Raw genomic sequence first — 25,155 nt, 5'->3', positions numbered from 1 at the left:
CTAGACCCGGCCTTCCCGCAATCGCACGACCTGCTCCGCCCCGAACTCCACGGTCCGCCGCATGTGCCGGACGATCACGGCGAGTTCGGCGTCCGCGAGATCCTCGAAGAGCGGCATCCAGTCGCCGCCCAGCCGCTCCCACATCCGCTTGAACTCCGCGGCCCGCTCCGGCACCGTCGCCACCAGCACCCGCCGCCGGTCCGCGTCGTCGCGCTCCCGGACCACATAGCCCGCCTTCTCCAGCCGGTCCACCAGCCGGGTCGCCGACCCGGTGGTCAGCCCCGTCAGCTCGGCGACCCGGCCCGTCGTCACCGGCTCGCGCTCCAGCACCAGCAGGTTCAGACACTGCAGGTCCGTGGGATGCAGCCCGAGACGGTCGGCGAGCGCCTGGTTGAACAGGGCGTAGGCGGCCATGTACCGGCGGGAGACCACGGACAGCTCGTCCAGCAGCCGCGACCGCACGTTCCCGGACATCGCACCCCTTAGTCGGCGCCTCCGTCAGCGCCGTCCGCGCATCGTACGACGCACCGGACACACGAGGGTTCAGAAGGAGTAGGCGTCGCCGGTGTCCAGCACCTGCCGCCGGTCGTTGGACCGATCACGGTCACCCCACGAGGCCCCCCGTCAGGTGACAACCCCCGAGGACCCCGAGAACCCCGGGGACGCCACGATCCCCCCGGGCGCCGAGGACCCCGAGAACCCCGGCGCCCCCTGAGAACCCCGAGGACGGACCGTCCCCGTCCCCTGCGCCCGCCCACTGGACGAGACCACCGGCCGGCCCGTCGCCCCGCCCGCCTATCCTGGCGGCACCGACCCGCCCCGTCCGAGGAGCAGCTCATGGCCACCGCCGCACCGTCCGCCGCCTCCCGCATCGCCGTCGTCACCGGTGCGAGCAGCGGGATCGGCGCCGCCACCGCACGGCAACTCGCCGCGGCCGGCTACCGGGTCGTCCTCACGGCCCGCCGCAAGGACCGCATCGAGGCACTCGCCGAGGAGATCACGCGGGCGGGCGGCTCGGCGGCCGCCTACCAGCTGGACGTGACGGACCGTGCCGCGGTCGACGAGTTCGCGACGGCCTTCAAGACGATCGGCGTGCTGGTCAACAACGCGGGCGGCGCGCTCGGCGCCGACCCCGTCGCCACCGGCGACCCCGCCGACTGGCGCACCATGTACGAGACGAACGTCCTCGGCACCCTCAACGTCACCCAGGCCCTCCTGCCCAAGCTCGACGCGAGCGGCGACGGCACCGTGGTCGTCGTCTCCTCCACCGCCGGTCACGGCACGTACGAGGGCGGCGCGGGCTACGTCGCCGCCAAGCACGGCGCCCACGTCCTGGCCGAGACGCTCCGCCTGGAGATCGTCGGCCGCCCGGTCCGCGTCATCGAGATCGCCCCCGGCATGGTCAAGACCGACGAGTTCGCGCTCACCCGCTTCGGCGGCGACGAGGACCGCGCGGCCAAGGTCTACGAAGGCGTCGCCGAACCCCTCACGGCCTCCGACGTGGCCGAGACCATCGCCTGGGCCGTCACCCGCCCCAGCCATGTCAACGTCGACCTCCTCGTCCTGCGCCCCCGCGCCCAGGCGTCCAACACCAAGATCCACCGCGAAGGGTGAGGGACGACCGACCCGCCTACGGCCCCGTGCAGCCCGGGTCGTCGACGACGACGGCGTTCGCCGGGATGATCACGATCTCGGTGTCGCCGCCGTCGTCCCGCTCCGCGTGGACGTCCCGGGTCGTCGCATAGCCCCGCTTCCCGGGCCCGACGCACTTCGTGGCGAGGTTCCCGAACCCGTCCGGGAAGTTGTGGACCTCGGCGGGAGTGTCGTCCCCCGCCCTCCCCGCCACCGGGGCGTCGGCCTTCCCCCGCTCGTCGTAGTACTTCTGCGAACACCCGCCGAGCAGCACGGCGAGGGCGAGCGCGGCGCCGACGGCCGTCAGCCGCCGCACGACTTGTCCTCGACGATCTGCACGTTGGACGGACCCGTCGCATTGGTCGTCACATACGCCCGGAACCCGTGCCCGACGCACTTCGTGGCCAGGTTCCCGAACCCGTCGGGCATGTTGAACACCTCGGCGGGAGTGTCGTCCCCCGCCTTCCCCTGCACGGGAGCGTCCCCCTTGCCCCGCTCGTCGTTGTACTCGTCGGAACAGCCGGCCAGCGCGCCGACGGCCAGCAGCGTCAGCCCCGCGCCCCAGACGGCCATCCGTACTCTTCTCCGCCCACGATCCATCGCAGACCCCCGTGTCCGTGTCCCCGTGTATCCCTGTGTGTCCCTGTGTGTCCCTGCGCGTCCCCGCGCCCGGTCCTCGCATCGCCGTTCGAGCGCGCTCGACCGCTCAGCTGAAGACAGCGCGACGGCCCGCCCGGTTCCCGCTCCCGGCTCCCCTAAGGTCCTGCTCGTGGACAGACACATACCGTTCGAGACCCTGCACAACTTCCGCGACCTGGGCGGCTACCCGGCCGGAACCGGCCACCGGATCCGCCCGGGCCTCCTGTTCCGCGCGGACTCCCTCGGCAGACTGACACCGGGCACCCCCGACTGGGACCGCTTCCTCGCCCTGGGCATCGGCACGGTCGTGGACCTGCGCCACCCCTGGGAGGCCGAGTCCGCGGGCCGGATCCCGCAGCACGACTCCTTCGCCTACCACAACCTCAGCATCGAGCACCGTCCCTACGACCAAGCCGCCGCGACGCCGGACGTGGAGCCCGGCCCCTACCTCAGCGCCCGCTATCTGGAGGTGGCCGAGGACGGCACGAAGGAGATCGCCGCGGCGCTGCGCCTGGTGGCCGAGGCGCAAGGCGGCCTGGTGTTCCACTGCGCCTCCGGCAAGGACCGCACCGGTCAGCTCGCGGCCCTGATCCTCGCCCTCCTCGGCGTCCCGGACGAGACGATCATCGAGGACTTCACCCTGACCGAACTGGCGACCCGGGCCCTGCTGGAGGACTGGCGGGCCCGCCACGACGGCCGCTCCCCGGCCTGGCCGGCCTTCGGCCGCGCCCCCGAGGCGGCGATGCGCCTGTTCCTGCGGGCCCTGCGCGCCCGCCACGGCTCCGTCGAGGCGTATGTGACGCACGCCCTGGGCCTCGACGCGGAGAGCCTGACCGCCGCCCTGCGCGCCCGGCTCCTGGAACCCCTCCCCACCGCCTGGCCGGAGCCGGTCTACCGCAGAGCCACTCCCGAGGACGCCCCGCTCCTGGTCCGCCTGCGCGACACGGCGGCCCTGTGGCAGCTGGCCCGGGGCATCGAGCAGTGGCGGCCCGGCGAGAAGGACGAGGCCCACTTCCTCGACCGGATGCGCGAGGGTGAGGTCTGGCTGGCGCACACGGACACGGCGCCGGCCGGCGCCTTCGAACTCTGGTGGGACGACCCGGCGGCCTGGGGCCCCCGCCCGCCGGACGCCGGCTACATCCACCGCCTGATGACGACCCCGCACACCGCCCCGCCCGGAACGGGCCGCAGGATGCTGGCACAGGCCGAGTCCCGCATCGCCGCGACCGGCCGCCCCTACGCCCGCCTGGACTGCCTCTCCGCCAACCTCCGCCTGCGCGCCTACTACGAGTCGGCGGGCTACACGGTCGTCGGCGAACAACGAGCCAAACAGGGCGGCCCGGGCAGCCCCTACGCGGTGACCCTGCTGCAGAAACACCTCGGCTGAACGCCGGGCGGGCCCCCGGTCTCGGGGGCCCGCCCGTCAGGAACCTTTCCGTCAGGCCCGCCCTCAGCCCTTCACGCAGACGACCTGCTTCAGCTTCGCGACGACCTCCACCAGGTCCCGCTGCCGGTCGATGACCTGCTCGATCGGCTTGTACGCGCCCGGGATCTCGTCCACCACGCCGGAGTCCTTGCGGCACTCCACGCCCCGCGTCTGGTCCTCCAGGTCCTTCGTGGAGAAGCGACGCTTGGCGGCGCTGCGGCTCATGCGCCGACCCGCGCCGTGCGAGGCGGAGTTGAACGCCTTCTCGTTGCCGAGACCCTTCACGATGTACGAGCCCGTGCCCATCGAACCCGGGATGATGCCGTACTCGCCGGAGCCCGCGCGGATCGCGCCCTTGCGGGTCACGAGCAGGTCCATTCCCTCGTAGCGCTCCTCGGCGACGTAGTTGTGGTGCGCGCTGATCTCCTGCTCGAAGGACGGCTTCGCCTTCCTGAACTCCTTGCGGACCACGTCCTTCAGGAGCGCCATCATCAGGGTGCGGTTGTACTTGGCATACTCCTGCGCCCAGAACAGGTCGTTGCGGTAGGCCGCCATCTGCGGGGTGTCCGCGACGAAGACGGCGAGGTCGCGGTCGACCAGACCCTGGTTGTGCGGCAGCTTCTGCGCCACCCCGATGTGGAACTCCGCGAGTTCCTTGCCGATGTTGCGGGAACCGGAATGCAGCATCAACCAAACAGAACCGGTCGTATCCGTGCACACTTCGACGAAGTGGTTGCCGGATCCGAGCGTTCCCATTTGTTTGGCGGCGCGTTCTGCACGGAATTTGACCGCTTCGGCAACCCCGGCGAACCGCCCCCAGAAGTCGTCCCACCCCCCGGTGGCCAGCCCGTGGAAGCGGCCCGGTTCGACCGGGGCGTCGTGCATGCCCCGTCCCACCGGGATCGCCTGCTCGATCTTCGAGCGCAGCCGGGACAGGTCGCCGGGCAGGTCGTTCGCGGTCAGCGACGTCTTCACCGCCGACATCCCGCACCCGATGTCGACCCCCACCGCCGCGGGACACACCGCTCCCTGCATCGCGATGACCGAGCCGACCGTCGCGCCCTTGCCGTAGTGGACGTCCGGCATGACCGCCAGGCCCTTGATCCAGGGCAGCGTCGCGACGTTGCGCAGTTGCTGCAGCGCCCCCTCCTCGACCGACCCCGGGTCGGCCCACATGCGGATGGGTACCTTCGCGCCCGGCATCTCCACGTACGACATAACGCCCTCATTCCCCCGGAACCACTACAGAAGTATCAAGCCGCAAAACCGGTGCCAAGGTCGTCGAAAAGGGACGACGGACCGGCATCCACGGTGTCGCGTGCGATACACATTGTCTGCAGGGGCCGCCCCCGTCCGGCAAGCGAATAACCAGCGCGGACACCGGCCCGAAGATCCTGAAGTGACCGTCGAGAGGAGCCGACCGTGCAGCGGAAGGCGTACGTACCCGGCGCCGTGGCGCTCCTCGCCGCGCTGCTGGCCGGCTGCACCGGCGGTTCGGACGACGGCGGTTCGACGGACGACTCCAATCCGGGCCAGGCCGGCACCGCCTCCGCAGCCGCGCAGCCCGGCCGGTACACCACACTGCCGGAGGCGTGCGGCGTGGTGAGCCGGTCCACGCTCGACGCGCTCCTCCCCGGCGTCAAGCAGCTTCCCGACGAGACGCAGCGCGAGACGGCCTACGCGGGCGAGGCGACGCTGACGTACGACACGGACCGCAAGGTGGGCTGCCGTTGGAAGGTGGAGTCCGCGGACGCCACCGACCATCTCCTCGTGGACTTCGAGCGGGTCGTCTCCTACGACAACGCGGTGAGCGACGACAACCAGGCCGAGGCGCTGTTCGCCCGCAAGGTGACGGCGGCCGACCTGCCGGCGCCGGCCGCGTCGGCGACGGCCGGGTCCGCGACGGGTTCCGCCTCCCCGTCCACCAGCGCGAGTCCCCCGTCCTCGGCGCCTACCCCCCTCTCCGCCTCCGCCTCCGCCTCTTCCACCCCTTCGGCCCCGGCCTCGGCCTCTGGCTCGGCCTCGGCCTCGTCCACTGCGACGTCGGCCGACCTGCAACCCCGGCTGCTGGACGATCTGGGCGACGAGGCGTTCGTCGACGACGTGCTCGGCAGTTCCGGTTCGACGGCCAAGCAGCGGACGGTGACTGTGGCGTTCCGCACGTCCAACGTCATCGTGACCATCGAGTACGAGGAGCAGTCGGCGACCGTCGGCGTGACGCCGGACAGTGAGGAAATGCAGGACAAGGCCCGGAAACTGGCCGCGCAGCTGGTCGACTCCCTGTCCGCCTGAGGCCACTTCGGCCTCGTTCGCACCCGGTCCGCGAAGGCCTCGAACCGGAACCGCACAGCTTCTTCACCGCGTACCGTGGCCCCTCGGACCCGATCCGACCGCAGGAACCACGAGCGTCATGAGTGAAGGAACCATGCAGCGACGAGCCCAGCGAGACGGCCAGTTTGACCAGCGTGAGCAGCGTGACGAGCGAGCGAGGCGTGCCGGAGGTCTGAACCGCCTCCTCGCCGCGGCGGTTGCCGTCCCGGTGATGCTGATCGCCGCGGGCTGCTCGTCGGACTCCGGCTCGGACTCCGGCTCCGGCTCCGGTGACAAGGCGCAGGACACGGCCGCGACCGGCGGCACGGGCACGGACTCGGCGGCGAGCGCCGCGCCGTCCGTGCAGCCGGCGGCGTACAAGACGCTGCCGGAGGCCTGTGCGGTGGTGTCGAAGAAGACGCTGACCGAGCTGGTGCCGAAGGGGGCGGCCGCCGGCAAGGAGGGCACGTCCAGCGACACGGGCGCGCGGGCGAGCTGCTCGTGGTCGAGCCTGGCCAACAACGGCGTGAAGGGGTCGCAGTTCCGCTGGCTGAACGTGTCGTTGCTGCGCTTCGAGTCGGACGCGACCACGGGCGACGGCGCGTCGCAGGCGAGGACGTACTACGCGAAGCAGGTCAAGGACGCGCAGGCGGTGGCCGGCGCGAAGAACACGAAGGCGACGCCGGCCGCGGGGACGGGCGACGAGGCGACGCTGGTCCGGTACGACCTGAAGAAGGCCGAAGGCGCTTTCAAGCAGCAGACGGTCGTGGCGCGGGTGGAGAACGTCGTCGTCACGCTGGACTACAACGGCGCCGGTCTGGCGGGGGACAAGACGCCCGCCGCGGACGCTCTGACGACGGCTGCGGAGAAGGCGGCCAAGGAGGCGGTGGCCGCGGTGCGGTCGGCCAACGGTGCGGGCGGCGGCGGGAGTTCGGACTCGGGCACCGCCCCGGCCCCCTCGCAGTCGCCCTCGTCGTCGGCGAAGGCGAAGCCTTCCGCCTCGTCGTCGGCGGCCCCCTCGACGGCTCCGTCGGCGTCGGCGTCCAAGGCGGACGCGGCGGCTCCGAAGGCGTCCGCGTCCGCGAAGAGCTGACGGTCCGGCACAGCGTGCGCCGCACACATGTGCCACCCTGTTGCGCGCAAGAACACGCAAGGGGAGGGGAGTGCGGGTGGCCGCGCCAATACAGCTGACCCGGATGCACCGCGTTCTCATCGGCGTGGTCGTGACCGGCGCCGTGATCATCGCCGGCATCGGCTTCGCCGGTTCGTACGCCGCCGTCCGGGAACTGGCCATCGAGAAGGGCTTCGGCAACTTCTCCTATGTGTTCCCGATCGGCATCGACGCGGGCATCTGCGTCCTGCTGGCCCTGGATCTGCTGCTGACGTGGATCCGCATCCCCTTCCCGCTGCTGCGGCAGACGGCGTGGCTGCTGACGGCCGCGACGATCGCCTTCAACGGGGCGGCGGCCTGGCCGGATCCGCTGGGCACGGGCATGCACGCGGTGATCCCGATCCTGTTCGTGGTGGCCGTCGAGGCCGCCCGGCACGCGATCGGCCGGATCGCGGACATCACGGCGGACAAGCACATGGAGGGCGTGCGCATCACGCGCTGGCTGCTCTCGCCGTTGCCCACGTTCCTGCTCTGGCGCCGGATGAAGCTGTGGGAGCTGCGCTCGTACGATCAGGTGATCAAGCTGGAGCAGGAACGTCTCGTCTACCAGGCGAGGCTGCGTTCCCGCTTCGGCCGGGCGTGGCGTCGCAAGGCTCCGGTGGAGTCGCTGATGCCGCTGCGGCTGGCCCGTTACGGCGTCCCGCTGGCGGAGACGGCCCCGGCGGGTCTGTCGGCGGCGGGCATAGAACCCGCACTGCTGCCCCCCATGCCGCTGCAGGCGCAGGCGCAGGACCGGTCCCAGGGGGCGGCCCTCGCGCCTCCCCAGGAGCTGCAGGAGCTGGCGGCGGCTCCCGTGCAGCAACAGCTGCGGCAAGAGCCCCAGCAGCAGGCACAGCAGGCACAGCAGGGCCGGCAGGGGCAGGGCGTGGGGACGGCTCAGCAGGCGCAGGGTCAGCAGGTCCCGCAGGCCGTGCAGCCGCCCGTGCCCCCGGAGGACGACCAGAACCCCTGGTTCCAGTCGCCGCTCGAGGTGCAGTACCAGGGGGGTTACGACCCCACCTACGACCCCTCGGAGCAGTACGCCCAGTGGTACGAGGAGCAGCAGCGGGCCGAGCAGTACGCGGACCAGTACCAGGAGGAGCCGCCGGCGCAGGAGCCCTCGCCGGAGGAGACCGGTTCGTTCCCCATCCCGGTGGTGCCGGGCCGCAGCCGTGAGCTCGGCGAGGGCGGCGGCAGCCCGGAGCCGACCGAGGACGACTACTACCTGGTCTTCAAGAAGTCGATAGACGGCAGCTACCCCACGTCGGGCCAGCTCAGGAACGACGTGGAGGCGACGTACGGCGTGATGCTCCCGCAGCGCGAGGCCGACCGCATGGTCAACCGCTTCACCAACCGCCACACGGCGGAACTGCAGGACGACCACATCGCCTAGAGGCCTGACGGACGCGGTGTCCGGATCGGTGGTCGACGGGCACAGCGGATCTCTTGGACGGACCGGAACACGCGAAGGCGGAACCGGAGCGCGCCCGGGCGGAGCGGATCCCCGCCGAGGCGGGCCGGAACGCGTGAAGGGGCCCTCGTACCGACCAGCGGTACGAGGGCCCCTTCGCGTGCGTCCTGTCTACTCCCCGAGCAGGGCCCGCACCCGGTCCTGTCCCACCGCGAGCAGCAGCGTGGGCAGGCGCGGGCCGGTGTCGCGGCCGACGAGCAGGTGGTAGAGCAGCGCGAAGAAGGTCCGCTGGGCGGTCTTGATCTCCGGCGGCAGCTCCTTGGGCGTGGCGTCGGCGGCGAACCCCGCCTGCACCTTCGGAACGCCGTAGACCAGGTGCGTCAGCCCGTCCAGCGACCAGTGCTCGGCGAGCCCGTCGAGCAGCAGCCGCAGGGACTGCTGGGAGGCCTCGTCGAGGGACTTCAGCAGGTCGGTGTCCGGCTCCTCGCGCACGATGGTGCGCTGGTCGGCGGGGACGTGGTTGTTGATCCAGGCCTCGGCCTTGTCGTACCGGGGCCGGGCCTCGTCCAGTGCCGCGATCGGGTTCTCGGGGTCGAGCTCGCTGAGGATCCGCAGCGCCTGCTCGGCCTCCCCGGCGGTGATGTCGGCGACGGAGGCGAGGGTGCGGTACGGCAGCGGCCGCGGCGTGCGCGGCAGCTCACCGCCCGCGGTGCCCACCGCGCGGGAGTGCGCGGCGACGTCGGCCGGGAGCGCGGAGCCCTCGGCGACCTTGGCGTCCAGCTTGTCCCACTCGTCGTAGAGCCGCTGGATCTCCTGGTCGAAGGCGATCTTGAAGGACTGGTTGGGGCGGCGGCGGGCGTAGAGCCAGCGCAGGATCTGCGGCTCCATGATCTTCAGCGCGTCGCCGGGGGTGGGCACCCCGCCCTTGGACGAGGACATCTTCGCCATGCCGCTGATGCCGACGAAGGCGTACATCGGTCCGATGGGCTGCTTGCCGCCGAAGATGCCGACGATCTGTCCGCCGACCTGGAAGCTGGACCCGGGCGACGAGTGGTCGACGCCGGACGGCTCGAAGACGACGCCCTCGTACGCCCAGCGCATCGGCCAGTCGACCTTCCAGACCAGCTTGCCGCGGTTGAACTCGTTCAGCCGGACGGTCTCGGCGAAGCCGCAGGCGGTGCAGGTGTACGACAGCTCGGTGCTGTCGTCGACGTACGAGGTGACCGTGGTGAGGTCCTTCTCGCAGTTGCCGCAGTAGGGCTTGTACGGGAAGTAGCCGGCGGTGCCGGACGAGCCGTCGTCCTCGGCGGCCGCACCCGAGCCCTCGGCGGCCTCCAGCTCGGCCTCGTCGAGGGGCTTCTGCTGCTGCTTCGCCGGGGCCTTCTTGGTGCGGTACTGGTCGAGGATCGCGTCGATGTCGCCGCGGTGCCTGACGGCGTGCAGGATCTGCTCGCGGTAGACGCCGGTGGTGTACTGCGCGGTCTGGCTGATGCCGTCGAACTCCACGCCGAGCTCGGCCAGCGACTCGACCATCGCGGCCTTGAAGTGCTCGGCCCAGTTCGGGTGCGCCGAGCCGTGCGGGGCCGGGACGGACGTCAGCGGCTTGCCGATGTGCTCGGCCCAGGACTTGTCGACGCCGGCGATGCCCTGGGGGACCTTGCGGTAACGGTCGTAGTCGTCCCAGGAGATCAGGTGGCGGACCTGGCGGCCGCGGCGGCGGATCTCGTCGGCGACGAGGTGCGGGGTCATGACCTCGCGCAGGTTGCCGAGGTGGATGGGGCCGGACGGGGAGAGCCCGGACGCGACGACGACCGGTTTCCCGGGGGCCCGACGCTCCGACTCCTCGATGACCTCGTCCGCGAAACGGGAGACCCAGTCGGTGGTCTCGGTGCTCTGCCCCACGATCGGCACGTCCTCTTGTTCTGAAGGCTTCCGGGTTTGAAGTGCGCTCCATTGTCCCAGACGGCCCCGCGCCCGGGAAAACCGCTTTACCCCCCATGGGATACTGGCCGTGCCCAACCCACCCACGAGGAGAACGGCACCCACTCCTATGGCCTCGGTCACGTCCCTCAGTCACTCCGTCGAGCAGCACCTGTCGTCCGCCATCTCCGCCACCCTTCCGGAGGCCTCCGCGGACCCGCTGCTGCGACGAAGCGACCGGGCCGACTTCCAGGCCAACGGCATCCTCGCGCTGGCCAAGAAGGCGAAGGCGAACCCGCGGGAGCTGGCGACGCAGGTCGTGGCGAACGTGGTGGCCGGTGACGTGATCAAGGAGATCGAGGTCTCGGGCCCCGGCTTCCTGAACGTCACGATCACCGACCGGGCGATCACCGAGAACCTCGCGGCGCGGTACGCGGACACGGAGCGGCTGGGCGTGCCCCGGTCCCCGCAGCCGGGCACGACGGTCATCGACTACGCCCAGCCGAACGTGGCGAAGGAGATGCACGTCGGCCACCTGCGGTCGGCGGTCATCGGCGACGCGACGGTGCGGATGCTGGAGTTCACCGGCGAGAGCGTGGTCCGTCGCCACCACATCGGCGACTGGGGCACCCAGTTCGGCATGCTCATCCAGTATCTGGACGAGCACCCGCACGAGCTGGACCACAAGGACACCCAGGTCAGCGGCGAGGAGGCGATGTCCAACCTGGACCGCCTCTACAAGGCCGCGCGCAAGCTGTTCGACGCGGACGAGGAGTTCAAGACCCGGGCCCGTCGCCGGGTGGTCGACCTCCAGGCGGGCGACCCGCACACCCTGGCCATCTGGCAGAAGTTCGTCGACGAGTCGAAGATCTACTTCTTCTCCGTCTTCGAGAAGCTGGACATGGAGATCCGGGACGCGGACATCGTCGGCGAGTCGGCTTACAACGACATGCTGGCGGAGACCTGCCGGCTGCTGGAGGAGTCGGGCGTGGCCGTCCGCTCGGAGGGCGCGCTGTGCGTGTTCTTCGAGGACGTCAAGGGCCCGGACGGCAACCCGGTCCCGCTGATCGTGCAGAAGTCCGACGGCGGCTACGGCTACGCGGCGACGGACCTCTCGGCGATCCGCGACCGTGTCTTCGACATCAAGGCGAGCACGCTGCTCTACGTCGTCGACGCCCGGCAGTCGCTGCACTTCAAGATGGTCTTCGAGACGGCGCGGCGGGCCGGCTGGCTGAACGACCAGGTCAAGGCGCACCAGCTCGCCTTCGGCACGGTCCTCGGCAAGGACGGCAAGCCGTTCAAGACGCGTGAGGGCGAGACCGTCAAGCTGGTCGACCTCCTCGACGAGGCGGTGGACCGGGCGACGGCCGTGGTCCGGGACAAGGCCGAGAAGGTCGGCCTGTCCGAGCAGGAGATCGAGGAGAACGGCAGGTACGTGGGCATCGGCGCGGTGAAGTACGCCGACCTGTCGACGTCCGCGGTCCGCGACTACAAGTTCGACCTGGACCAGATGGTGTCGCTGAACGGCGACACCTCCGTGTACCTGCAGTACGCGTACGCGCGTGTCCAGTCGATCCTGCGCAAGGCCGGCGAGGCCCGTCCGGTCGCTCACCCGGAGTTGGAACTGGCCCCGGCGGAGCGGGCGTTGGGCCTGCACCTGGATCAGTTCGGCGAGACGGTGGCGGAGGCGGCCGCGGAGTACGCCCCGCACAAGCTGGCGGCCTACCTGTACCAGCTCGCCTCGCACCTGACGACGTTCTACGACCAGTGCCACGTGCTGTCGCCCGACAACGCGCCCGAGGTCGTGGAGAACCGGCTGCTCCTGGTCGATCTCACGGCCCGGACGCTGCGGCGGGGCATGGCGCTGCTGGGCATCAGGACGCCCGAGCGGCTCTGATCCGGGCGGCCACGAGACCACGCGCACCCGGGGCCCCGTCCTGCTCCTCCCGGAGCGGGACGGGGCCCCGGCCGTTCACGCGGACGCCGGACGCCGGACAGGACCGGGCCCCGCTGTCAGACCCTGCCTCTAGAGTCACCGGCATGGCGACACTTCCCAATCCGCTGCCCAAGCTGACGACCGATCCGAGCGGCCGCACCCTGGGGCTGCGGCTCCCGCCCGGGAGACTCATCGACACCACCGACGAGGGGCCGTGGCACGAGCCGTTGCTCTGGCATGCGGAGAAGGTGGCCTCGCCCGGCACGTGGCAGGCCATGGGGGCGCAAGCCGCCCGGGCGGGGCTGCTTCCGGTGCTCGTGGACATGGGCGGCGCCCAGGGCGGGCCCGCGGACTGGGAGTTGACGCCCGGCGAGACGTCGTACCCGGGGGATCACGACGCCGACGAGGTCCTGGCGGAGTACTGGGAGGACGGCGCGGAGGAGGAACTGGCCGAAGGGATCGAGCCGTTCGGCCCCGAATGGCCCGGCCTCGCGCCCGCCGCCTCCCCGACCGCGACTCCGGACGCCCGCGCGGGCCAGGTCGCGGACTCCCTGACGGACGGCTCCCGGGCGTGGTTGAAGGAGCCGCACCTCGCCCTGGTCCCGGCGCGCCGGTCCGCCGACATACCGGCGGCGATCGGCTGGACCGGACCGCTGAACTACGAGGACGACGTCGCCCGTCTCTGCACGGTGCTGCGCTCCTGGGAGGACCGCTTCGGGATACGCGTGGTGGCGCTCGGCTTCGACACCCTGGTCGTGTCGGTCGCGGCTCCGCCGGCCACTCCGGCCGAGGCCGAGTGGGTGGCGGCGGAGCACTTCGCGTTCTGCCCGGACACCGTCGCCCAGAACGGCCCGGACACCCTGCGCGCCTACGCCGAGGAGCTGGTCGACGAGCCGGTCTGGTCCTTCTGGTGGGACTGACCGCCGGCCCACCGGTTGCTACCTGAGGTCCCCGAGGCTCCGGCCCAGCCGGCGCAGCCCCTCCGCGATCTCCTGCGGCGTCTGCGTCACGAAGCACAGCCGCAGCGCCCGGCGGTCGGGCTCGCCGGCGTAGAAGGGCGCGCCGGGGACGTACGCCACGTCCTGGGCGACGACCTGCGGGAGCAGGGCCGTGGTGTCGTACCGCTCGGGGAGGCGGGCCCAGAGGAACATGCCGCCCTCGGGCCGGTTCCACACCGAGCCGTCCGGCAGCGCCTCGCCCAGCCCCGCCAGCATGGCGTCCCGTCGCTCCCGGTAGACGGCCGCCACCCGCGTGACGTGCGCGTCGAGGTCCTGGACGGCGAGGTAGCGGGCGGCGGCGAGCTGGTTGACGGTCGGCGTGTGCAGGTCGGCGGCCTGTTTGGCGATCGCGCAGGCCCGCCGCAGCGGGGCGGGAGCCCGCAGCCAGCCCAGCCGGATCCCGGGAGCCATGACCTTGGAGAAGGAGCCGAGCAGCACCGTGCGGTCGCCGGCGTCGGGGTGGGCGGCGATCCAGGGGACGCGCTCCCCCTCATAGCGGAGTTCGCCGTAGGGATCGTCCTCGACGATCCACAGCCCGTGCCGGGCGGCGACGCGGGCGACGGCGGCGCGGCGCTCGGCGGGGAGGGTACGGCCGGTGGGGTTCTGGAAGGTGGGGACGGTGTAGAGGAGCTTGGGCCGCTCACGGACCACCAGGTCCGCGAGTGCCTCGGGGTCCGGGCCGTCCGCGTCTCCGGGCACGGCGAGGACCCTCGCTCCCGCAAGGCCGAAGACCTGCAGGGCGGCCAGGTAGCAGGGCTCCTCGACGAGGACGGTGTCGCCGGGGTCGAGGAGAGCGGTCGCCAGCAGGGACAGCGCCTGCTGGGAACCCGTGGTGACGAGGAGGTCGTCGGCGTTGGTGGGCAGTCCGCGGGCCGTCGTCCGCGTGGCCAGCCGCTCCCGCAGCACCGGTGCGCCCTCGGTGGTGGAGTACTGCAGGGCGCGGGCCGGGGCCTCCTCCAGCACGTGCCGGAACGCGGCGGCGACGCCCTCGCGGTCGAACAGCTCCGGCGCGGGCAGCCCGCCCGCGAAGTTGATCACCCCGGGGCGGGCGGTGACGGCGAGGATGTCCCGCACGGGCGAGCCGCCGACCGACCGGGCGCGGGCGGCGAGCGGCGGGAGCGCGGATGCGGGCGCGCCTGCGGACGGGGAGGCGGCTGCGGGCGCGTCTGAGGGCGGGGAGGCGGGCGCGGGCGTGGGTGCGGATGCGGGCGTCATGACCGCACCCTAGAGACATGGATGGTGTGTACACCGGCCTTTTCGGCATGTGGACATCGCTCCGGCGGGCGGCTCCCCGACCGGGCGGCCGTCCCGTGCCGCGTCCCGAACAGCGTCCCACGAGGCCACTGTTTCCACAGGTCAGAGGCTATGGGACCGGCAGGTCGTCCCGGCTTTCCCGAGGACTGTGGAAGGAGGGCGGCTGCACGACACAGGCTTGCCCCATGTCCACGCGCCCCACTCCCGCCGCTCTCCTCGCTCTGCCCACCCGCCCCGTCCGCGGTGGTGTCCGCCGCGGTGTCCGGAGCAGGGCCCGTCTGCTCGCGGGCGCCGCGCTGACCCTCGTCGCGGTGCTCGCCCTCACCGCTTGCCACGACGGGCAGGGCCTGCGCGACGAGGGCCCGTCGAGGGCCGGCACCCTGACCGGCGCCGCCGCGAAGCCTGCGCACACGCACGCGTAGCCGGGGACCGCCGTCGCCGCCCGTGCGGAACAGTGCCGGCGTCGGCGTCGGCCCGCGCGCTACCGCAGCTTTTGGGCCGCCTCGGTGGCCCAGTAGGTGAGGATGCTCCGCGCCCCGGCCCGCTTGATGCCGGTCAGCGTCTCGAAGATCGCCCGGTCGCGGTCGACCCAGCCCTTCTCGGCGGCCGCCTCGACCATCGAGTACTCGCCGGAGATCTGGTACGCGACGACCGGCACGTCCACGGCGTCGGCGACCCGGGCGAGGATGTCGAGGTAGGGGCCGGCCGGCTTGACCATGACCATGTCCGCGCCCTCCTCCAGGTCGAGCGCGAGCTCGCGCATCGACTCTCGGAAGTTGGCCGGGTCCTGCTGGTAGGTCTTGCGGTCGCCCTTGAGCGAGGACCCGACGGCCTCGCGGAACGGCCCGTAGAACGCGGAGGAGTACTTGGCGGTGTAGGCGAGGATCGCCACGTCCTCGCGCCCGATCTGGTCGAGCGCGTCCCGGATGACCCCGATCTGCCCGTCCATCATCCCGCTGGGCCCCACCACATGGGCTCCGGCGTCGGCCTGCACCTGCGCCATCTCGGCGTACCGCTCCAGGGTGGCGTCGTTGTCGACGCGCCCTTGGTCGTCCAGCACGCCGCAGTGCCCGTGAGAGGCGGTCTCGTCCAGGCACAGGTCGGACATGACGAGGAGGTCGTCCCCGACCTCGGCGCGCACGTCGCGGATGGCGACCTGGAGGATGCCGTCCGGGTCGGTCCCCTGCGTCCCCAGCGCGTCCTTCTTGGACTCCTCGGGCACGCCGAACAGCATGATCCCGGAGATCCCGGCCTCGACGGCCTCCAGCGCGGCCTTCTTCAGACTGTCCCGCGTGTGCTGGACGACGCCCGGCATGGCCTGGATCGGCACCGGCTCGCTCACGTCCTCCCGCACGAACGCGGGGAGGATGAAGTCGGCCGGGTGCAGCCGGGTCTCCGCGACCATGCGCCGCATCACGGGGGTGGTGCGCAGCCGCCGAGGACGCGTACCGGGAAAGGATCCGTACTTCGACATGGCTCCTACGCTACGCCCGCCCCGGCAGCCCCTTTGCCGACGCCCCGTCGGCCCTCACCGGTCCTCTCCGCCCTGCACGAGACGCAGGTCGGCCTCCGGCGCGAACTCACCCACCTCGAAGGCCGCGTCACGCCAGTTGACGCACAGGTCCAGCAACCGGTCGGTGTCCTGGGACCAGGGCGGAGTCTGACAGGGCACGGCGGGGAACAGCACGGCCGCGGCGAGCCTGACCGCCATCAGCGCGGCACCGGCGTGGGGCTCCACGCCGACCTCCGCGCCCTCCTGCTTCAAGGTCTCGAGGTCGTCGGCCGCGTCGAGCAGGACTCTGTACACGCGCGCGTAGGCGGAGTGGCTCGTGTCCTCGGGCATGGGTTGTCTCCTCGGGGGGGGGGAGGGGAGTCGGGGACCGGTGGCTGCGATTGCGGCTGCGCGAAACTCAGACGGTGCGAACCGGCGACTTCAAAGACGCTGCCACTCTGCGCGCACGGCAGTCCCGACAGCACTTGACGGGCGCGGACTCCCGGAATACGCGCGTGCAGCCGCCTTCGCAGTCAGTCCATGGATCCGACCAGGGGTTCGGCGGGATCGACGCGGCGGCGGTTGGCGGGTCACCGGGAAGATCGGCGTACGGCGGAAGCGCCGACAGGGGCGGCGGGAGACCTTCCCGGAGCCGGTGGGCGAGGAATCCGGCGGGAGACTTCAAAAGGACGGGAACGTCGGCGGTCATGGCGTGGATCACGGCGGCCCGGGAGGCGCCGTTGTCGAACCAGCCGACGACGGCGGGCGTGAGGCTCTCCACGTCCTTCCGGGAGAGCGTGAAGCGGTCGTCGATGCGGCGCAGGCCCGCGAGCAGGGCGAAGGCCTTGTCGCGGTGCCCGCTCATGAGCGGTTCCCGCTCAGAGACGTCGGACGGCGGCGAAGGAGCCTCTTCGGCGACGGGGTCGCCTGCCGCCTCGACCCCTACGGCGTCCACGGTCGTGACCGGCACGGCAGGGGCCACGGACACGACCGGGGTGATGGACGCGACGGTTACGGCGGGAACGGCCGGCTCCTCCTGTACCTCGGCCGCCTCCGCCCGCCTCCGGGTGAGCGCCGGAGCGTTGTGGGCGTACGTCCGTGTGACGAAACGGCCCCCGTCCGTGCGTTCCCTCACCCGCTCCAGATAGCCGTGCGCCTCCAGCTCCCGCAGCCCGAAGGCGATACGGTCCCGCCCTTCCGGGAAGCGGTCGGCGAGGCTGCGGATGTCGACGGGAGCGCCCTGCGGCAGCGACAGGGTGTGGACGGCCAGTCCGATCGCGACCAGGGACAACGCCCGGTGCTGGGCGAGGTGGTTGCCGATGATCGTGTAATGGCTCGACTGGTACGCACGTACGTGGGTGACACCGGAGCGGGTGGCGTTCCGCCGAACGCCCGACGTCGGGCCCGGGGCAGCGATAGGCTTCGTGGCAGCCATGGGGAAGACTTGCTCTCTTCCTGGATGGTCAGGCCCTCGCACTGGGAATTGCAGTCCCGGCGGGGGCCGATTTATGTGTGGGGTCGTTCGTGCCGAGCGTGCACGGCGGGACGACCCCTACGCCAGCCACAGCGACCCGTTTCACCCACCCGAGTGACAAACACGGGGTTTGGTTTGGTTGGAAGGGTTTTTTCCCCGGTTTCTTGAGTCTTTTACGGCCAGCAGCACCGGCCTTCACCCCACCGGGTCCCGTGTTTCCGGGCTCCGGTGCGGAGTTCACCGGCATGGGTCGAAATCCAGTTCCGCCCACACGGTCTTGCACGGCACCGGCCCGCACCGCACACCCCACCGGTCGGCCAACTCCTCGACGAGCAGCAGACCGTAGCCGGACTCCGCGAGGACGTCGCCGCCCGCTCGGGCCGGGGCAGGCAGGTGATCCCCCCGGGTGTCCGCGACCTCGATGCGCAAGGTCCCGGCCCTGACGACGGAGAGCGTGAGGCGGAAGCTCCGGCCGGGGACACGGCCGTGCAGGACGGCATTCGCGGCGAGTTCGGCGACGACGATCCGGGCCGGATCCAACGGCGCTCCCCAGGAGCTGAGTTGCTCGGCCGCGAGGAGGCGGGCGAGACGGGCGCCGCGCCGGGTGGCGGAGAGCGGTACGGAGAACTGGTGGAGCGGTGCGCGCACGGTTTGCTGATTCACGTCACCCAGCGTGTCCATTCGTACGTAACCTGTGAAGAAAGGCGGCCCGTGCGGACGGCGTCTGTCCGTGTGGCGTCCGGTTCCGTCCGGGCCGTACGGGGTGACGGGACGCAGGCATCCGGGGTTGGACCGAAAAGGGCGCGGCGGGGAGGACGGCGGACGTGAACGAGTGGGACGCGGGACCAGAGGCCGACGAGGAAGCCGGGGCGGTCATGAGGACCGTCCAGCGCCAGCTGAAGCTGTGGCGGGAGTCGGCCGGCCTCACCCAGGCCGAGTTCGGCGCGGCCATCGGATACGGCGAGGAGCAGGTCTCGTCGGTGGAACGGGGACGGCGGATTCCCCGGCCCGAGTACCTGGACCGCGCGGACGAGGTCCTGTCGGCGGGCGGCAGGATCGCGGCGCTGAAGGAGGACCTCGCGGAGGTCCGGTACCCGAAGAAGGTACGGGACCTGAAGAGGCTGGAGGCGGAGGCGGTCGAGCTGTGCGCGTACAACAACTCGGTGATTCACGGGTTGTTGCAGACCGAGGAGTACATTCGAGCATCGGTCGCCACGCGCCGTCCTCCGTTCTCCGACGACGAGCTTGAGCAACACGTGGCGGCCCGTTTGGCCCGACAGGACATCGTCGGCGGGCAGGCACCACTGCGTGTCTTCAGCTTCGTGCAGTGCGAATCGACGCTGCGCCGTCCCATCGGCGGCAGAATGGTGATGCGCAGGCAGCTCGAACACCTGCTGAACGTGGGCCGGTTGAGCAACGTCGACCTGCAAGTGCTGCCGCTGGAACGCGAGGACAACGCCGGTTTGGCCGGGTCGTTCAGACTGCTCAGGTTGCGGGACGGAAGCACTGTGGGGCACAACGAGGTCCAGCTCATCAGCCGGGTGATCACCGACCCCAAGGAGGTTCAGATCCTGGATATTCGCTATGGGATCATCCGGGCACAGGCTCTCGCTCCTCGGGAGTCGCTGGCCTTCATCGAGACTGTGCTGGGAGAGACATGATCCGCAAGCCTGCAAGGGAAGACGGACCGGCTCTGGAGTGGATAAAGAGCAGCTACAGCACGCCTGACGGCCCCGACTGCGTGGAAGTGGCCGCGGCCCCCGCCCGCATCCTGGTCCGCGACTCCAAGGACCCCCAAGGCCCTCGGCTCACCCTGGCCCCCACCGCCTGGACGGCCTTCCTGCCGTACGCGTCCGACCACTGACGCCACCGCTGGCCGGGCTCCCGCTCGTCCGCCCCGGACGGAAGCACGGCCGGAGATCCAGGCGAGGCTCTCCGCCGGGGTGTCGTAGGGCACGGTGATCCCGTCCGCCAGTCGAAACTTCTGCTCCAGTCCCCGCCTTCGCTCAAGAAGAACGCCCCGCCGTCTCCCACGGAGACGACGGGGCGCGCAACGTGCCCCCGAGGCGAGCGCCCTCGGGACGGGCAGCGAGCGGCGACTACGTCGCGCGCCGCCGCCGGGCTCCCGGTCGCCGCTCGCTCGGCCGGGTCACCGGGTCTCCGGCCTCCTGCGCGGCCGCCCGGCGGCGCAGGCCGAAGTCGGCCAGGGCCTCGGCCAGCTTGAGCACGGACGGCTCGGGGGCCATGACGTCGACCCGCAGCCCGTGCTCCTCCGCCGTCTTGGCGGTCGCCGGGCCGATGCAGGCGATCACCGTGACGTTGTGCGGCTTGCCGGCGATGCCGACCAGGTTGCGCACCGTGGACGACGACGTGAAGAGCACGGCGTCGAAGCCACCGCCCTTGATCGCCTCCCGCGTCTCGGCCGGCGGCGGCGAGGCCCGCACCGTCCGGTAGGCGGTGACGTCGTCGACCTCCCAGCCCAGCTCGATGAGGCCGGCGACCAGGGTCTCGGTGGCGATGTCGGCGCGCGGCAGGAACACCCGGTCGATCGGGTCGAAGACCGGGTCGTAGGGCGGCCAGTCCTCCAGCAGCCCGGCGGCCGACTGCTCGCCGCTCGGCACGAGGTCGGGCTTCACGCCGAAGGCGACCAGCGCCTTCGCCGTCTGCTCGCCCACCGCCGCGACCTTGATGCCGGCGAAGGCACGCGCGTCGAGCCCGTACTCCTCGAACTTCTCCCGCACCGCCTTCACGGCGTTGACGGACGTGAAGGCGATCCACTCGTAGCGGCCCGTCACCAGGCCCTTGACCGCGCGCTCCATCTGCTGGGGCGTGCGCGGCGGCTCGACGGCGATCGTCGGCACCTCGTGCGGCACGGCCCCGTAGGACCGCAGCTGGTCGGAGAGCGACACCGCCTGCTCCTTCGTGCGCGGCACGAGCACCTTCCAGCCGAACAGCGGCTTGGACTCGAACCACGCCAGCTGGTCGCGCTGGGCGGGGGCGGAACGCTCGCCGACCACGACTATCACGGGCCGGCCGCCCTCGGGCGAGGGCAGCACCTTCGCCTGCTTCAGGGTCTGCGCGATCGTGCCGAGCGTCGCCGACCAGGTCCGCTGCCGGGTCGTCGTGCCGGCCACGGTGACCGTCATCGGGGTGTCGGGCTTGCGGCCCGCGGAGACCAGCTCTCCGGCGGCCGAGGCCACGGAGTCCAGGGTCGTCGACACCACGACCGTCCCGTCGGACGCGCCGACCTCGGTCCAGCAGCGGTCCGAGGCGGTGCGCGCGTCGACGAAGCGGACGTCGGCGCCCTGCGCGTCGCGCAGGGGCACACCGGCGTACGCGGGCACGCCGACGGCGGCCGCGACACCGGGCACGACCTCGAAGGGAACGCCGGCGGCGGCGCACGCGAGCATCTCCTCCGCCGCGTACGCGTCGAGTCCGGGGTCTCCGGACACCGCACGGACGACCCGCCTGCCGCCCCGCGCGGCCTCCATGACAAGATGTGCGGCATCGCGCACAGCGGGTGCCTCAGCGGTTGTTGACGTGCCGTCAACGACCGTGGGGAACGGCGTGCCCGTGCCCGGGAGAGGGTCCGACGAAGGACCCGCTTCCGCGTTCACGACGGCGACGCCTGGCCTGGCGTGCGTCCGTACGACGTCGAGCACCTCGTGCTCGGCGACGAGGACGTCCGCGTGCGCCAGCGCCTCCACGGCGCGCAGAGTCAGCAGTCCCGGATCCCCGGGTCCGGCACCCAGGAAGGTGACGTGCCCGTGTTCGAGGCCAGCGGCTGGAAGGGCGGTGGGGCTCACTGTGCTTGCTCCCCCATCAGACCGGCCGCGCCCTGGGCGAGCATCTCGGCGGCGAGTTCGCGACCGAGCGCCATTGCCCCGTCGTGCGTCTCGGGCACGGGACCGGTGGTGGACAGCTGCACCATGCGAGAGCCGTCGGTGGTCCCGACGACGCCCCGCAGGCGCATTTCGTTGACAATCTGCCCGTCGCCCCGGGCGCTTCCCCGCTCGAGCGGAGCCGAGAGCGGGGGAAGGTCGGCCAGCGCGCCCACAGGGGCGCTGCAGCCGGCCTCCAGGGCGGCGAGCAGGGACCGTTCGGCGGTCACGGCGACCCGGGTGAAGGGGTCGTCGAGCTCACCGAGGGCGGCGATCAGCGCTGCGTCGTGCGCGGCGCATTCGATCGCCAGTGCTCCCTGGCCGGGAGCGGGCAGAACCGTGTCTATCGACAGGAAGTCGGTGACCTCGTCGAGGCGGCCGATGCGGCTCAGGCCGGCCGCGGCCAGCACCACCGCGTCCAGCTCGCCGTCGTGCACGTACCGGATGCGGGTGTCGACGTTCCCGCGTATCGGCACGGCGTGTATGTCCAGCCCGTGGCTGCGCGCGTACGCGTTCAGCTGCGCCATGCGGCGCGGCGAGCCCGTGCCGATGCGCGCCCCGCGCGGCAGGTCGGCGAACTTCAGCGCGTCCCGGGCGACGATCACGTCCCGGGGGTCCTCGCGCACGGGTATCGCGGCCAGGACCAGGTCCTCGGGCTGCGTGGTGGGGAGGTCCTTCAGCGAGTGAACCGCGAAGTCGATCTCGCCCTGGGCCAGCGCGTCGCGCAGCGCGGTCACGAAGACGCCCGTGCCGCCGATCTGCGCGAGGTGCTCACGGGAGACGTCACCGTAGGTGGTGATCTCGACGAGCTCCACGGGCCGTCCGGTCACCTGGCTCACGGCGTCCGCCACCTGCCCGGACTGGGCCATGGCGAGCTTGCTCCGCCTGGTCCCCAGTCTCAGTGCCTTCGTACTCATGCCGCTCATGCCGGCCCTCGGTTCTCTGATGTCTTCTCGGTGCTGTCCTCGGCCCGGGACACGGCGGCCACCGTCTCCTGGTCGAGGTCGAACAGAGTCCGCAGCGCGTCCGCGTACCCGGCGCCGCCGGGTTCGGCGGCGAGCTGCTTGACCCGCACGGTCGGCGCGTGCAACAGCTTGTCGACGACGCGCTTCACGGTCTGCGTGATCTCGGCGCGGTGCTTGTCGTCCAGGCCGGGCAGCCGCCCGTCGAGCCGGGCGATCTCGCCGGCCACGACGTCGGCGGCCATGGCACGCAGCGCGACCACGGTCGGCGTGATGTGCGCGGCCCGCTGTGCCGCGCCGAAGGCCGCGACCTCGTCGGCGACGATCCGCCGCACCTGGTCGACGTCGGCGGCCATGGGCGCGTCGGCGGAGGCCTCGGAGAGCGACTCGATGTCGACCAGTCGTACTCCGGCCAGCCGGTGGGCGGCCGCGTCGACGTCCCGCGGCATCGCGAGGTCGAGCAGGAAGAGCACGGGCTGCGGCCGCACGAGCGGGGCGACCTGCTCGGGGACGCGCCGCTCGGGGATGCGTCCCACGGTCGCGGCGGTCGCGGCGAGCGCGACGATCAGCTCGGCGTCGGCCTCGGGGCCGCGCCGGCCGGCGAGCCGCCGGTCGACGGTGGCGTTGTCGACCCAGGCGGCGTGCTGCTCCAGCGTGGCCGCGTCCATCCCGGCGACGGCGGCCTCCCCGATCACGGAGAACCCCGTCTGCCGCACGCCGGACTGCTGCACGGCGGCCAGGTCGAGAGGACAGTTGTCGTCGCTGCCGAGGGAGGTGGGCGGCAGCGGCCGTACGTCCGTCGGCGCGTCCCCCTCGTCGAAGGCGGCGGGCGCGCCGGTGCGGCCCTCGACCGCCGAAGCGACCGACTCCGCGGTCAGGACCAGGCCCGTCGCCCCGGTACAGGAGACGGCCACGTCGGCACGTGTCAGCTCGGCCGGCACCGACTCCATCGGTACCGCGCGGGCCGACACGTGCCCACCGTCGGCCTCGGCCAGTATCTGGGCCAGCCGCTCGGCGCGGTCGAGGGTGCGGTTGGCGACGACGACCTCGGCGACCCCGGCGCGCGCCAGGGTCGCGGCGGCCAGTGAGGACATGGATCCCGCGCCGATCACCAGGGCGCGCTTGCCCCGTGCCCAGCCCCGCACGTCCTCGCCCGCGGCCAGCTGCTCCAGGCCGAAGGTGACCAGGGACTGCCCGGCGCGGTCGATGCCGGTCTCGGAGTGGGCGCGCTTGCCGACCCGCAGGGCCTGCTGGAACAGGTCGTTCAGCAGCCGTCCGGCGGTGTGCAGCTCCTGCGCCCGCGCCAGCGAGTCCTTGATCTGCCCGAGGATCTGGCCCTCGCCCACGACCATGGAGTCCAGCCCGCAGGCCACCGAGAAGAAGTGGTGGACGGCACGGTCCTCGTAGTGCACGTAGAGATAGGGAGTGAGCTCCTCCAGGCCGACCCCGCTGTGCTGGGCGAGCAGCGTGGACAGCTCGGCGACGCCCGCGTGGAACTTGTCCACGTCGGCGTACAGCTCGATCCGGTTGCAGGTGGCCAGGACGGCGGCCTCGGCGGCCGGTTCGGCGGCGACGGTGTCCTGGAGCAGCTTGGCCTGGGCGTCCGTGGACAGCGACGCCCGCTCCAGCACGCTCACGGGGGCGCTGCGGTGGCTCAGCCCGACGACGAGGAGACTCATGCCGGCATCACGGCGGGCACGTCCCCGTCGGGTCCCTGGTCGGTGGAGTCGCCACGGCCGGCGGGCGCGGCGAGGGCGGCCTCGTTCAGAGCGGCCTCCTCGCCTGCCTTGCGCTGCTCGTGGAAGGCGAGGATCTGCAGCTCGATGGAGAGGTCGACCTTGCGCACGTCGACACCGTCGGGCACGGACAGCACGGTCGGCGCGAAGTTCAGGATGGAGGTGACGCCGGCGGCCACGAGCCGGTCGCAGACCTGCTGGGCGACGGACGGCGGGGTGGTGATGACGCCGATGGAGACGCCGTTGTCGGAGATGATCTTCTCCAGGCCGTCGCTGTGCTGGACGGCGATCCCGGCGACCTGCTTGCCGGCCATGGCCGGGTCGGCGTCGATGAGCGCCGCGACCCGGAAGCCGCGCGAGGCGAAACCGCCGTAGTTGGCGAGCGCCGCGCCGAGGTTTCCGATGCCGACGATCACGACCGGCCAGTCCTGGGTGAGCCCCAGCTCACGGGAGATCTGGTAGACGAGGTACTCGACGTCGTAGCCGACGCCCCGCGTCCCGTAGGAACCGAGGTAGGAGAAGTCCTTGCGCAGCTTGGCGGAGTTGACTCCCGCCGCGGCCGCGAGCTCCTCGGAGGAGACCGTGGGCACCGAGCGCTCCGACAGTGCGGTCAGCGCGCGAAGGTACAGCGGAAGGCGGGCGACGGTGGCCTCGGGAATCCCTCGGCTACGGGTCGCCGGTCGGTGAGTTCGGCCAGTTGCCACGGTGCTCCTGCGGGTAGAGCGGGGCTGTGGGCGGTCGTACGTTCCCAGACCGCCCCGTCGACAGCAGGCTATGTCTTTGTGAACGCGTGCACAAAGATGGTGTCCGATTTGCCCGGCCAACGTGACCGGGGTCACGCGCGTCATTCCAGGGGGCAAAACCGCCACTCTCCTCGTGAATCCCGCCCCCGAGACCGAACCGCCATCGATCCTAAGCGACGTTCGGCGTGTCC

The 25,155-nt window shown here is 71.7% G+C and carries 24 protein-coding genes; 10 read left to right on the top strand and 14 right to left on the bottom strand.

Features of this window, described 5'->3' with window-relative positions; translation table 11 throughout:
* Positions 1-474 (bottom strand): MarR family winged helix-turn-helix transcriptional regulator, encoded by a 474-nt coding sequence (locus tag Sri02f_RS36455; protein WP_109005597.1) that lies wholly within the window; start codon positions 472-474, stop codon positions 1-3.
* A gap of 363 nt (positions 475-837) precedes the next feature.
* Between Sri02f_RS36455 and Sri02f_RS36450 the strand changes: the two genes are divergently transcribed.
* Positions 838-1,614 carry an SDR family NAD(P)-dependent oxidoreductase gene (locus tag Sri02f_RS36450; protein WP_109005596.1) on the top strand — a complete coding sequence of 259 codons (777 nt, stop codon included), beginning with the start codon at positions 838-840 and terminating at the stop codon, positions 1,612-1,614.
* Positions 1,615-1,630: 16 nt separating this feature from the next.
* Here the strand turns inward: Sri02f_RS36450 and Sri02f_RS36445 are convergent, their stop codons facing one another.
* Complete coding sequence (locus Sri02f_RS36445; protein ID WP_109005595.1) at positions 1,631-1,948, bottom strand: hypothetical protein; 318 nt, start codon at positions 1,946-1,948, stop codon at positions 1,631-1,633.
* On the bottom strand, positions 1,936-2,205 hold the full coding sequence (locus tag Sri02f_RS36440) for a hypothetical protein (protein ID WP_109005594.1): 270 nt from the start codon (positions 2,203-2,205) through the stop codon (positions 1,936-1,938). Before Sri02f_RS36440 ends, Sri02f_RS36445 begins: the two co-directional genes overlap by 13 nt.
* A gap of 196 nt (positions 2,206-2,401) precedes the next feature.
* Here Sri02f_RS36440 and Sri02f_RS36435 point away from each other — a divergent pair, with 196 nt between their 5' ends.
* Complete coding sequence (locus tag Sri02f_RS36435; RefSeq protein WP_109005593.1) at positions 2,402-3,658, top strand: GNAT family N-acetyltransferase; 1,257 nt, start codon at positions 2,402-2,404, stop codon at positions 3,656-3,658.
* A gap of 63 nt (positions 3,659-3,721) precedes the next feature.
* On the opposite strand, the gene Sri02f_RS36430 is transcribed toward Sri02f_RS36435, so the two are convergent.
* The gene (locus tag Sri02f_RS36430) at positions 3,722-4,915 is read right to left on the bottom strand and encodes an RtcB family protein (RefSeq protein ID WP_109005592.1); all 1,194 of its coding nucleotides are present in this window, start codon (positions 4,913-4,915) and stop codon (positions 3,722-3,724) included.
* A gap of 204 nt (positions 4,916-5,119) precedes the next feature.
* Between Sri02f_RS36430 and Sri02f_RS36425 the strand changes: the two genes are divergently transcribed.
* The 3 genes from Sri02f_RS36425 to Sri02f_RS36415 all read left to right on the top strand — a co-directional run bounded on the left by Sri02f_RS36425 (position 5,120) and on the right by Sri02f_RS36415 (position 8,550).
* Entirely contained in the window at positions 5,120-5,989 is an 870-nt protein-coding gene (locus tag Sri02f_RS36425; protein WP_109005591.1) for a hypothetical protein, read from the top strand.
* Between the two features lie 118 nt (positions 5,990-6,107).
* Positions 6,108-7,100 carry a DUF3558 domain-containing protein gene (locus Sri02f_RS36420; protein WP_109005590.1) on the top strand — a complete coding sequence of 331 codons (993 nt, stop codon included), beginning with the start codon at positions 6,108-6,110 and terminating at the stop codon, positions 7,098-7,100.
* Between the two features lie 76 nt (positions 7,101-7,176).
* On the top strand, positions 7,177-8,550 hold the full coding sequence (locus Sri02f_RS36415) for a DUF2637 domain-containing protein (RefSeq protein WP_109005589.1): 1,374 nt from the start codon (positions 7,177-7,179) through the stop codon (positions 8,548-8,550).
* 189 nt (positions 8,551-8,739) lie between these two features.
* Here the strand turns inward: Sri02f_RS36415 and lysS are convergent, their stop codons facing one another.
* Positions 8,740-10,479 carry a lysine--tRNA ligase gene (lysS, locus tag Sri02f_RS36410; protein ID WP_109005588.1) on the bottom strand — a complete coding sequence of 580 codons (1,740 nt, stop codon included), beginning with the start codon at positions 10,477-10,479 and terminating at the stop codon, positions 8,740-8,742.
* Between the two features lie 139 nt (positions 10,480-10,618).
* On the opposite strand from lysS, the gene argS reads away from it, so the two are divergent.
* Positions 10,619-12,385 carry an arginine--tRNA ligase gene (gene argS / locus Sri02f_RS36405; RefSeq protein ID WP_109005587.1) on the top strand — a complete coding sequence of 589 codons (1,767 nt, stop codon included), beginning with the start codon at positions 10,619-10,621 and terminating at the stop codon, positions 12,383-12,385.
* Positions 12,386-12,528: 143 nt separating this feature from the next.
* Positions 12,529-13,344, top strand: coding sequence for a DUF4253 domain-containing protein (locus Sri02f_RS36400; RefSeq protein ID WP_109005586.1), 816 nt, complete (start codon positions 12,529-12,531; stop codon positions 13,342-13,344).
* An 18-nt stretch (positions 13,345-13,362) separates the two neighbouring features.
* Here the strand turns inward: Sri02f_RS36400 and Sri02f_RS36395 are convergent, their stop codons facing one another.
* Positions 13,363-14,637 (bottom strand): aminotransferase-like domain-containing protein, encoded by a 1,275-nt coding sequence (locus Sri02f_RS36395; protein WP_109005585.1) that lies wholly within the window; start codon positions 14,635-14,637, stop codon positions 13,363-13,365.
* 224 nt (positions 14,638-14,861) lie between these two features.
* Between Sri02f_RS36395 and Sri02f_RS36390 the strand changes: the two genes are divergently transcribed.
* A complete protein-coding gene (locus Sri02f_RS36390) occupies positions 14,862-15,098 on the top strand; it encodes a hypothetical protein (protein ID WP_109005584.1) in 237 nt (78 codons plus the stop codon).
* 59 nt (positions 15,099-15,157) lie between these two features.
* Here the strand turns inward: Sri02f_RS36390 and hemB are convergent, their stop codons facing one another.
* From hemB to Sri02f_RS36370, 4 genes are all read right to left on the bottom strand, one after another.
* Positions 15,158-16,150 carry a porphobilinogen synthase gene (gene hemB / locus Sri02f_RS36385; protein WP_109005583.1) on the bottom strand — a complete coding sequence of 331 codons (993 nt, stop codon included), beginning with the start codon at positions 16,148-16,150 and terminating at the stop codon, positions 15,158-15,160.
* Positions 16,151-16,204: 54 nt separating this feature from the next.
* Positions 16,205-16,519 carry a hypothetical protein gene (locus Sri02f_RS36380; RefSeq protein WP_109005582.1) on the bottom strand — a complete coding sequence of 105 codons (315 nt, stop codon included), beginning with the start codon at positions 16,517-16,519 and terminating at the stop codon, positions 16,205-16,207.
* A gap of 67 nt (positions 16,520-16,586) precedes the next feature.
* Positions 16,587-17,603 carry a helix-turn-helix domain-containing protein gene (locus Sri02f_RS36375; protein WP_109005581.1) on the bottom strand — a complete coding sequence of 339 codons (1,017 nt, stop codon included), beginning with the start codon at positions 17,601-17,603 and terminating at the stop codon, positions 16,587-16,589.
* Between the two features lie 276 nt (positions 17,604-17,879).
* Positions 17,880-18,323, bottom strand: a complete 444-nt coding sequence (locus Sri02f_RS36370; RefSeq protein WP_109005580.1) for an ATP-binding protein — start codon at positions 18,321-18,323, stop codon at positions 17,880-17,882.
* A 143-nt stretch (positions 18,324-18,466) separates the two neighbouring features.
* Between Sri02f_RS36370 and Sri02f_RS36365 the strand changes: the two genes are divergently transcribed.
* Both Sri02f_RS36365 and Sri02f_RS36360 read left to right on the top strand, forming a co-directional pair.
* Complete coding sequence (locus Sri02f_RS36365; protein ID WP_109005579.1) at positions 18,467-19,303, top strand: helix-turn-helix domain-containing protein; 837 nt, start codon at positions 18,467-18,469, stop codon at positions 19,301-19,303.
* Entirely contained in the window at positions 19,300-19,506 is a 207-nt protein-coding gene (locus tag Sri02f_RS36360) for a DUF397 domain-containing protein (RefSeq protein ID WP_109005578.1), read from the top strand. The genes Sri02f_RS36365 and Sri02f_RS36360 overlap by 4 nt, the downstream gene beginning before the upstream one ends.
* Positions 19,507-19,741: 235 nt before the next feature.
* Here Sri02f_RS36360 and Sri02f_RS36355 read toward each other — a convergent pair whose 3' ends face one another.
* The 4 genes from Sri02f_RS36355 to Sri02f_RS36340 are packed head-to-tail and all read right to left on the bottom strand — an operon-like array spanning position 19,742 to position 24,925.
* Positions 19,742-21,448 carry a bifunctional uroporphyrinogen-III C-methyltransferase/uroporphyrinogen-III synthase gene (locus Sri02f_RS36355; RefSeq protein ID WP_109005577.1) on the bottom strand — a complete coding sequence of 569 codons (1,707 nt, stop codon included), beginning with the start codon at positions 21,446-21,448 and terminating at the stop codon, positions 19,742-19,744.
* The gene (hemC, locus tag Sri02f_RS36350) at positions 21,445-22,440 is read right to left on the bottom strand and encodes a hydroxymethylbilane synthase (protein WP_109005576.1); all 996 of its coding nucleotides are present in this window, start codon (positions 22,438-22,440) and stop codon (positions 21,445-21,447) included. Before hemC ends, Sri02f_RS36355 begins: the two co-directional genes overlap by 4 nt.
* A 5-nt stretch (positions 22,441-22,445) precedes the next feature.
* A complete protein-coding gene (locus tag Sri02f_RS36345; RefSeq protein ID WP_109005575.1) occupies positions 22,446-24,164 on the bottom strand; it encodes a glutamyl-tRNA reductase in 1,719 nt (572 codons plus the stop codon).
* Complete coding sequence (locus Sri02f_RS36340) at positions 24,161-24,925, bottom strand: redox-sensing transcriptional repressor Rex (protein ID WP_109005574.1); 765 nt, start codon at positions 24,923-24,925, stop codon at positions 24,161-24,163. Before Sri02f_RS36340 ends, Sri02f_RS36345 begins: the two co-directional genes overlap by 4 nt.
* Positions 24,926-25,155: the final 230 nt, after the last annotated feature.

Source organism: Streptomyces rishiriensis, assembly GCF_003112535.1.
In the GTDB taxonomy this organism is placed as follows: Bacteria; Actinomycetota; Actinomycetes; order Streptomycetales; family Streptomycetaceae; genus Streptomyces; species Streptomyces rishiriensis.
Note: the sequence above shows the minus strand (reverse complement) of the source record. Positions and strands in the feature narration are given on the sequence as shown.

Bases quoted from the DNA above. Each gene is read 5' to 3' on its own strand.
- Sri02f_RS36455 (WP_109005597.1), bottom strand. From the start codon at position 474: ATGTCCGGGAACGTGCGGTCGCGGCTGCTGGACGAGCTGTCCGTGGTC.
- Sri02f_RS36450 (WP_109005596.1), top strand. From the start codon at position 838: ATGGCCACCGCCGCACCGTCCGCCGCCTCCCGCATCGCCGTCGTCACC.
- Sri02f_RS36440 (WP_109005594.1), bottom strand. From the start codon at position 2,205: ATGGCCGTCTGGGGCGCGGGGCTGACGCTGCTGGCCGTCGGCGCGCTG.
- Sri02f_RS36430 (WP_109005592.1), bottom strand. From the start codon at position 4,915: ATGTCGTACGTGGAGATGCCGGGCGCGAAGGTACCCATCCGCATGTGG.
- Sri02f_RS36420 (WP_109005590.1), top strand. From the start codon at position 6,108: ATGAGTGAAGGAACCATGCAGCGACGAGCCCAGCGAGACGGCCAGTTT.
- argS (WP_109005587.1), top strand. From the start codon at position 10,619: ATGGCCTCGGTCACGTCCCTCAGTCACTCCGTCGAGCAGCACCTGTCG.
- Sri02f_RS36400 (WP_109005586.1), top strand. From the start codon at position 12,529: ATGGCGACACTTCCCAATCCGCTGCCCAAGCTGACGACCGATCCGAGC.
- Sri02f_RS36395 (WP_109005585.1), bottom strand. From the start codon at position 14,637: ATGACGCCCGCATCCGCACCCACGCCCGCGCCCGCCTCCCCGCCCTCA.
- Sri02f_RS36390 (WP_109005584.1), top strand. From the start codon at position 14,862: ATGTCCACGCGCCCCACTCCCGCCGCTCTCCTCGCTCTGCCCACCCGC.
- hemB (WP_109005583.1), bottom strand. From the start codon at position 16,150: ATGTCGAAGTACGGATCCTTTCCCGGTACGCGTCCTCGGCGGCTGCGC.
- Sri02f_RS36380 (WP_109005582.1), bottom strand. From the start codon at position 16,519: ATGCCCGAGGACACGAGCCACTCCGCCTACGCGCGCGTGTACAGAGTC.
- Sri02f_RS36375 (WP_109005581.1), bottom strand. From the start codon at position 17,603: ATGGCTGCCACGAAGCCTATCGCTGCCCCGGGCCCGACGTCGGGCGTT.
- Sri02f_RS36370 (WP_109005580.1), bottom strand. From the start codon at position 18,323: ATGGACACGCTGGGTGACGTGAATCAGCAAACCGTGCGCGCACCGCTC.
- Sri02f_RS36360 (WP_109005578.1), top strand. From the start codon at position 19,300: ATGATCCGCAAGCCTGCAAGGGAAGACGGACCGGCTCTGGAGTGGATA.
- hemC (WP_109005576.1), bottom strand. From the start codon at position 22,440: ATGAGTACGAAGGCACTGAGACTGGGGACCAGGCGGAGCAAGCTCGCC.
- Sri02f_RS36345 (WP_109005575.1), bottom strand. From the start codon at position 24,164: ATGAGTCTCCTCGTCGTCGGGCTGAGCCACCGCAGCGCCCCCGTGAGC.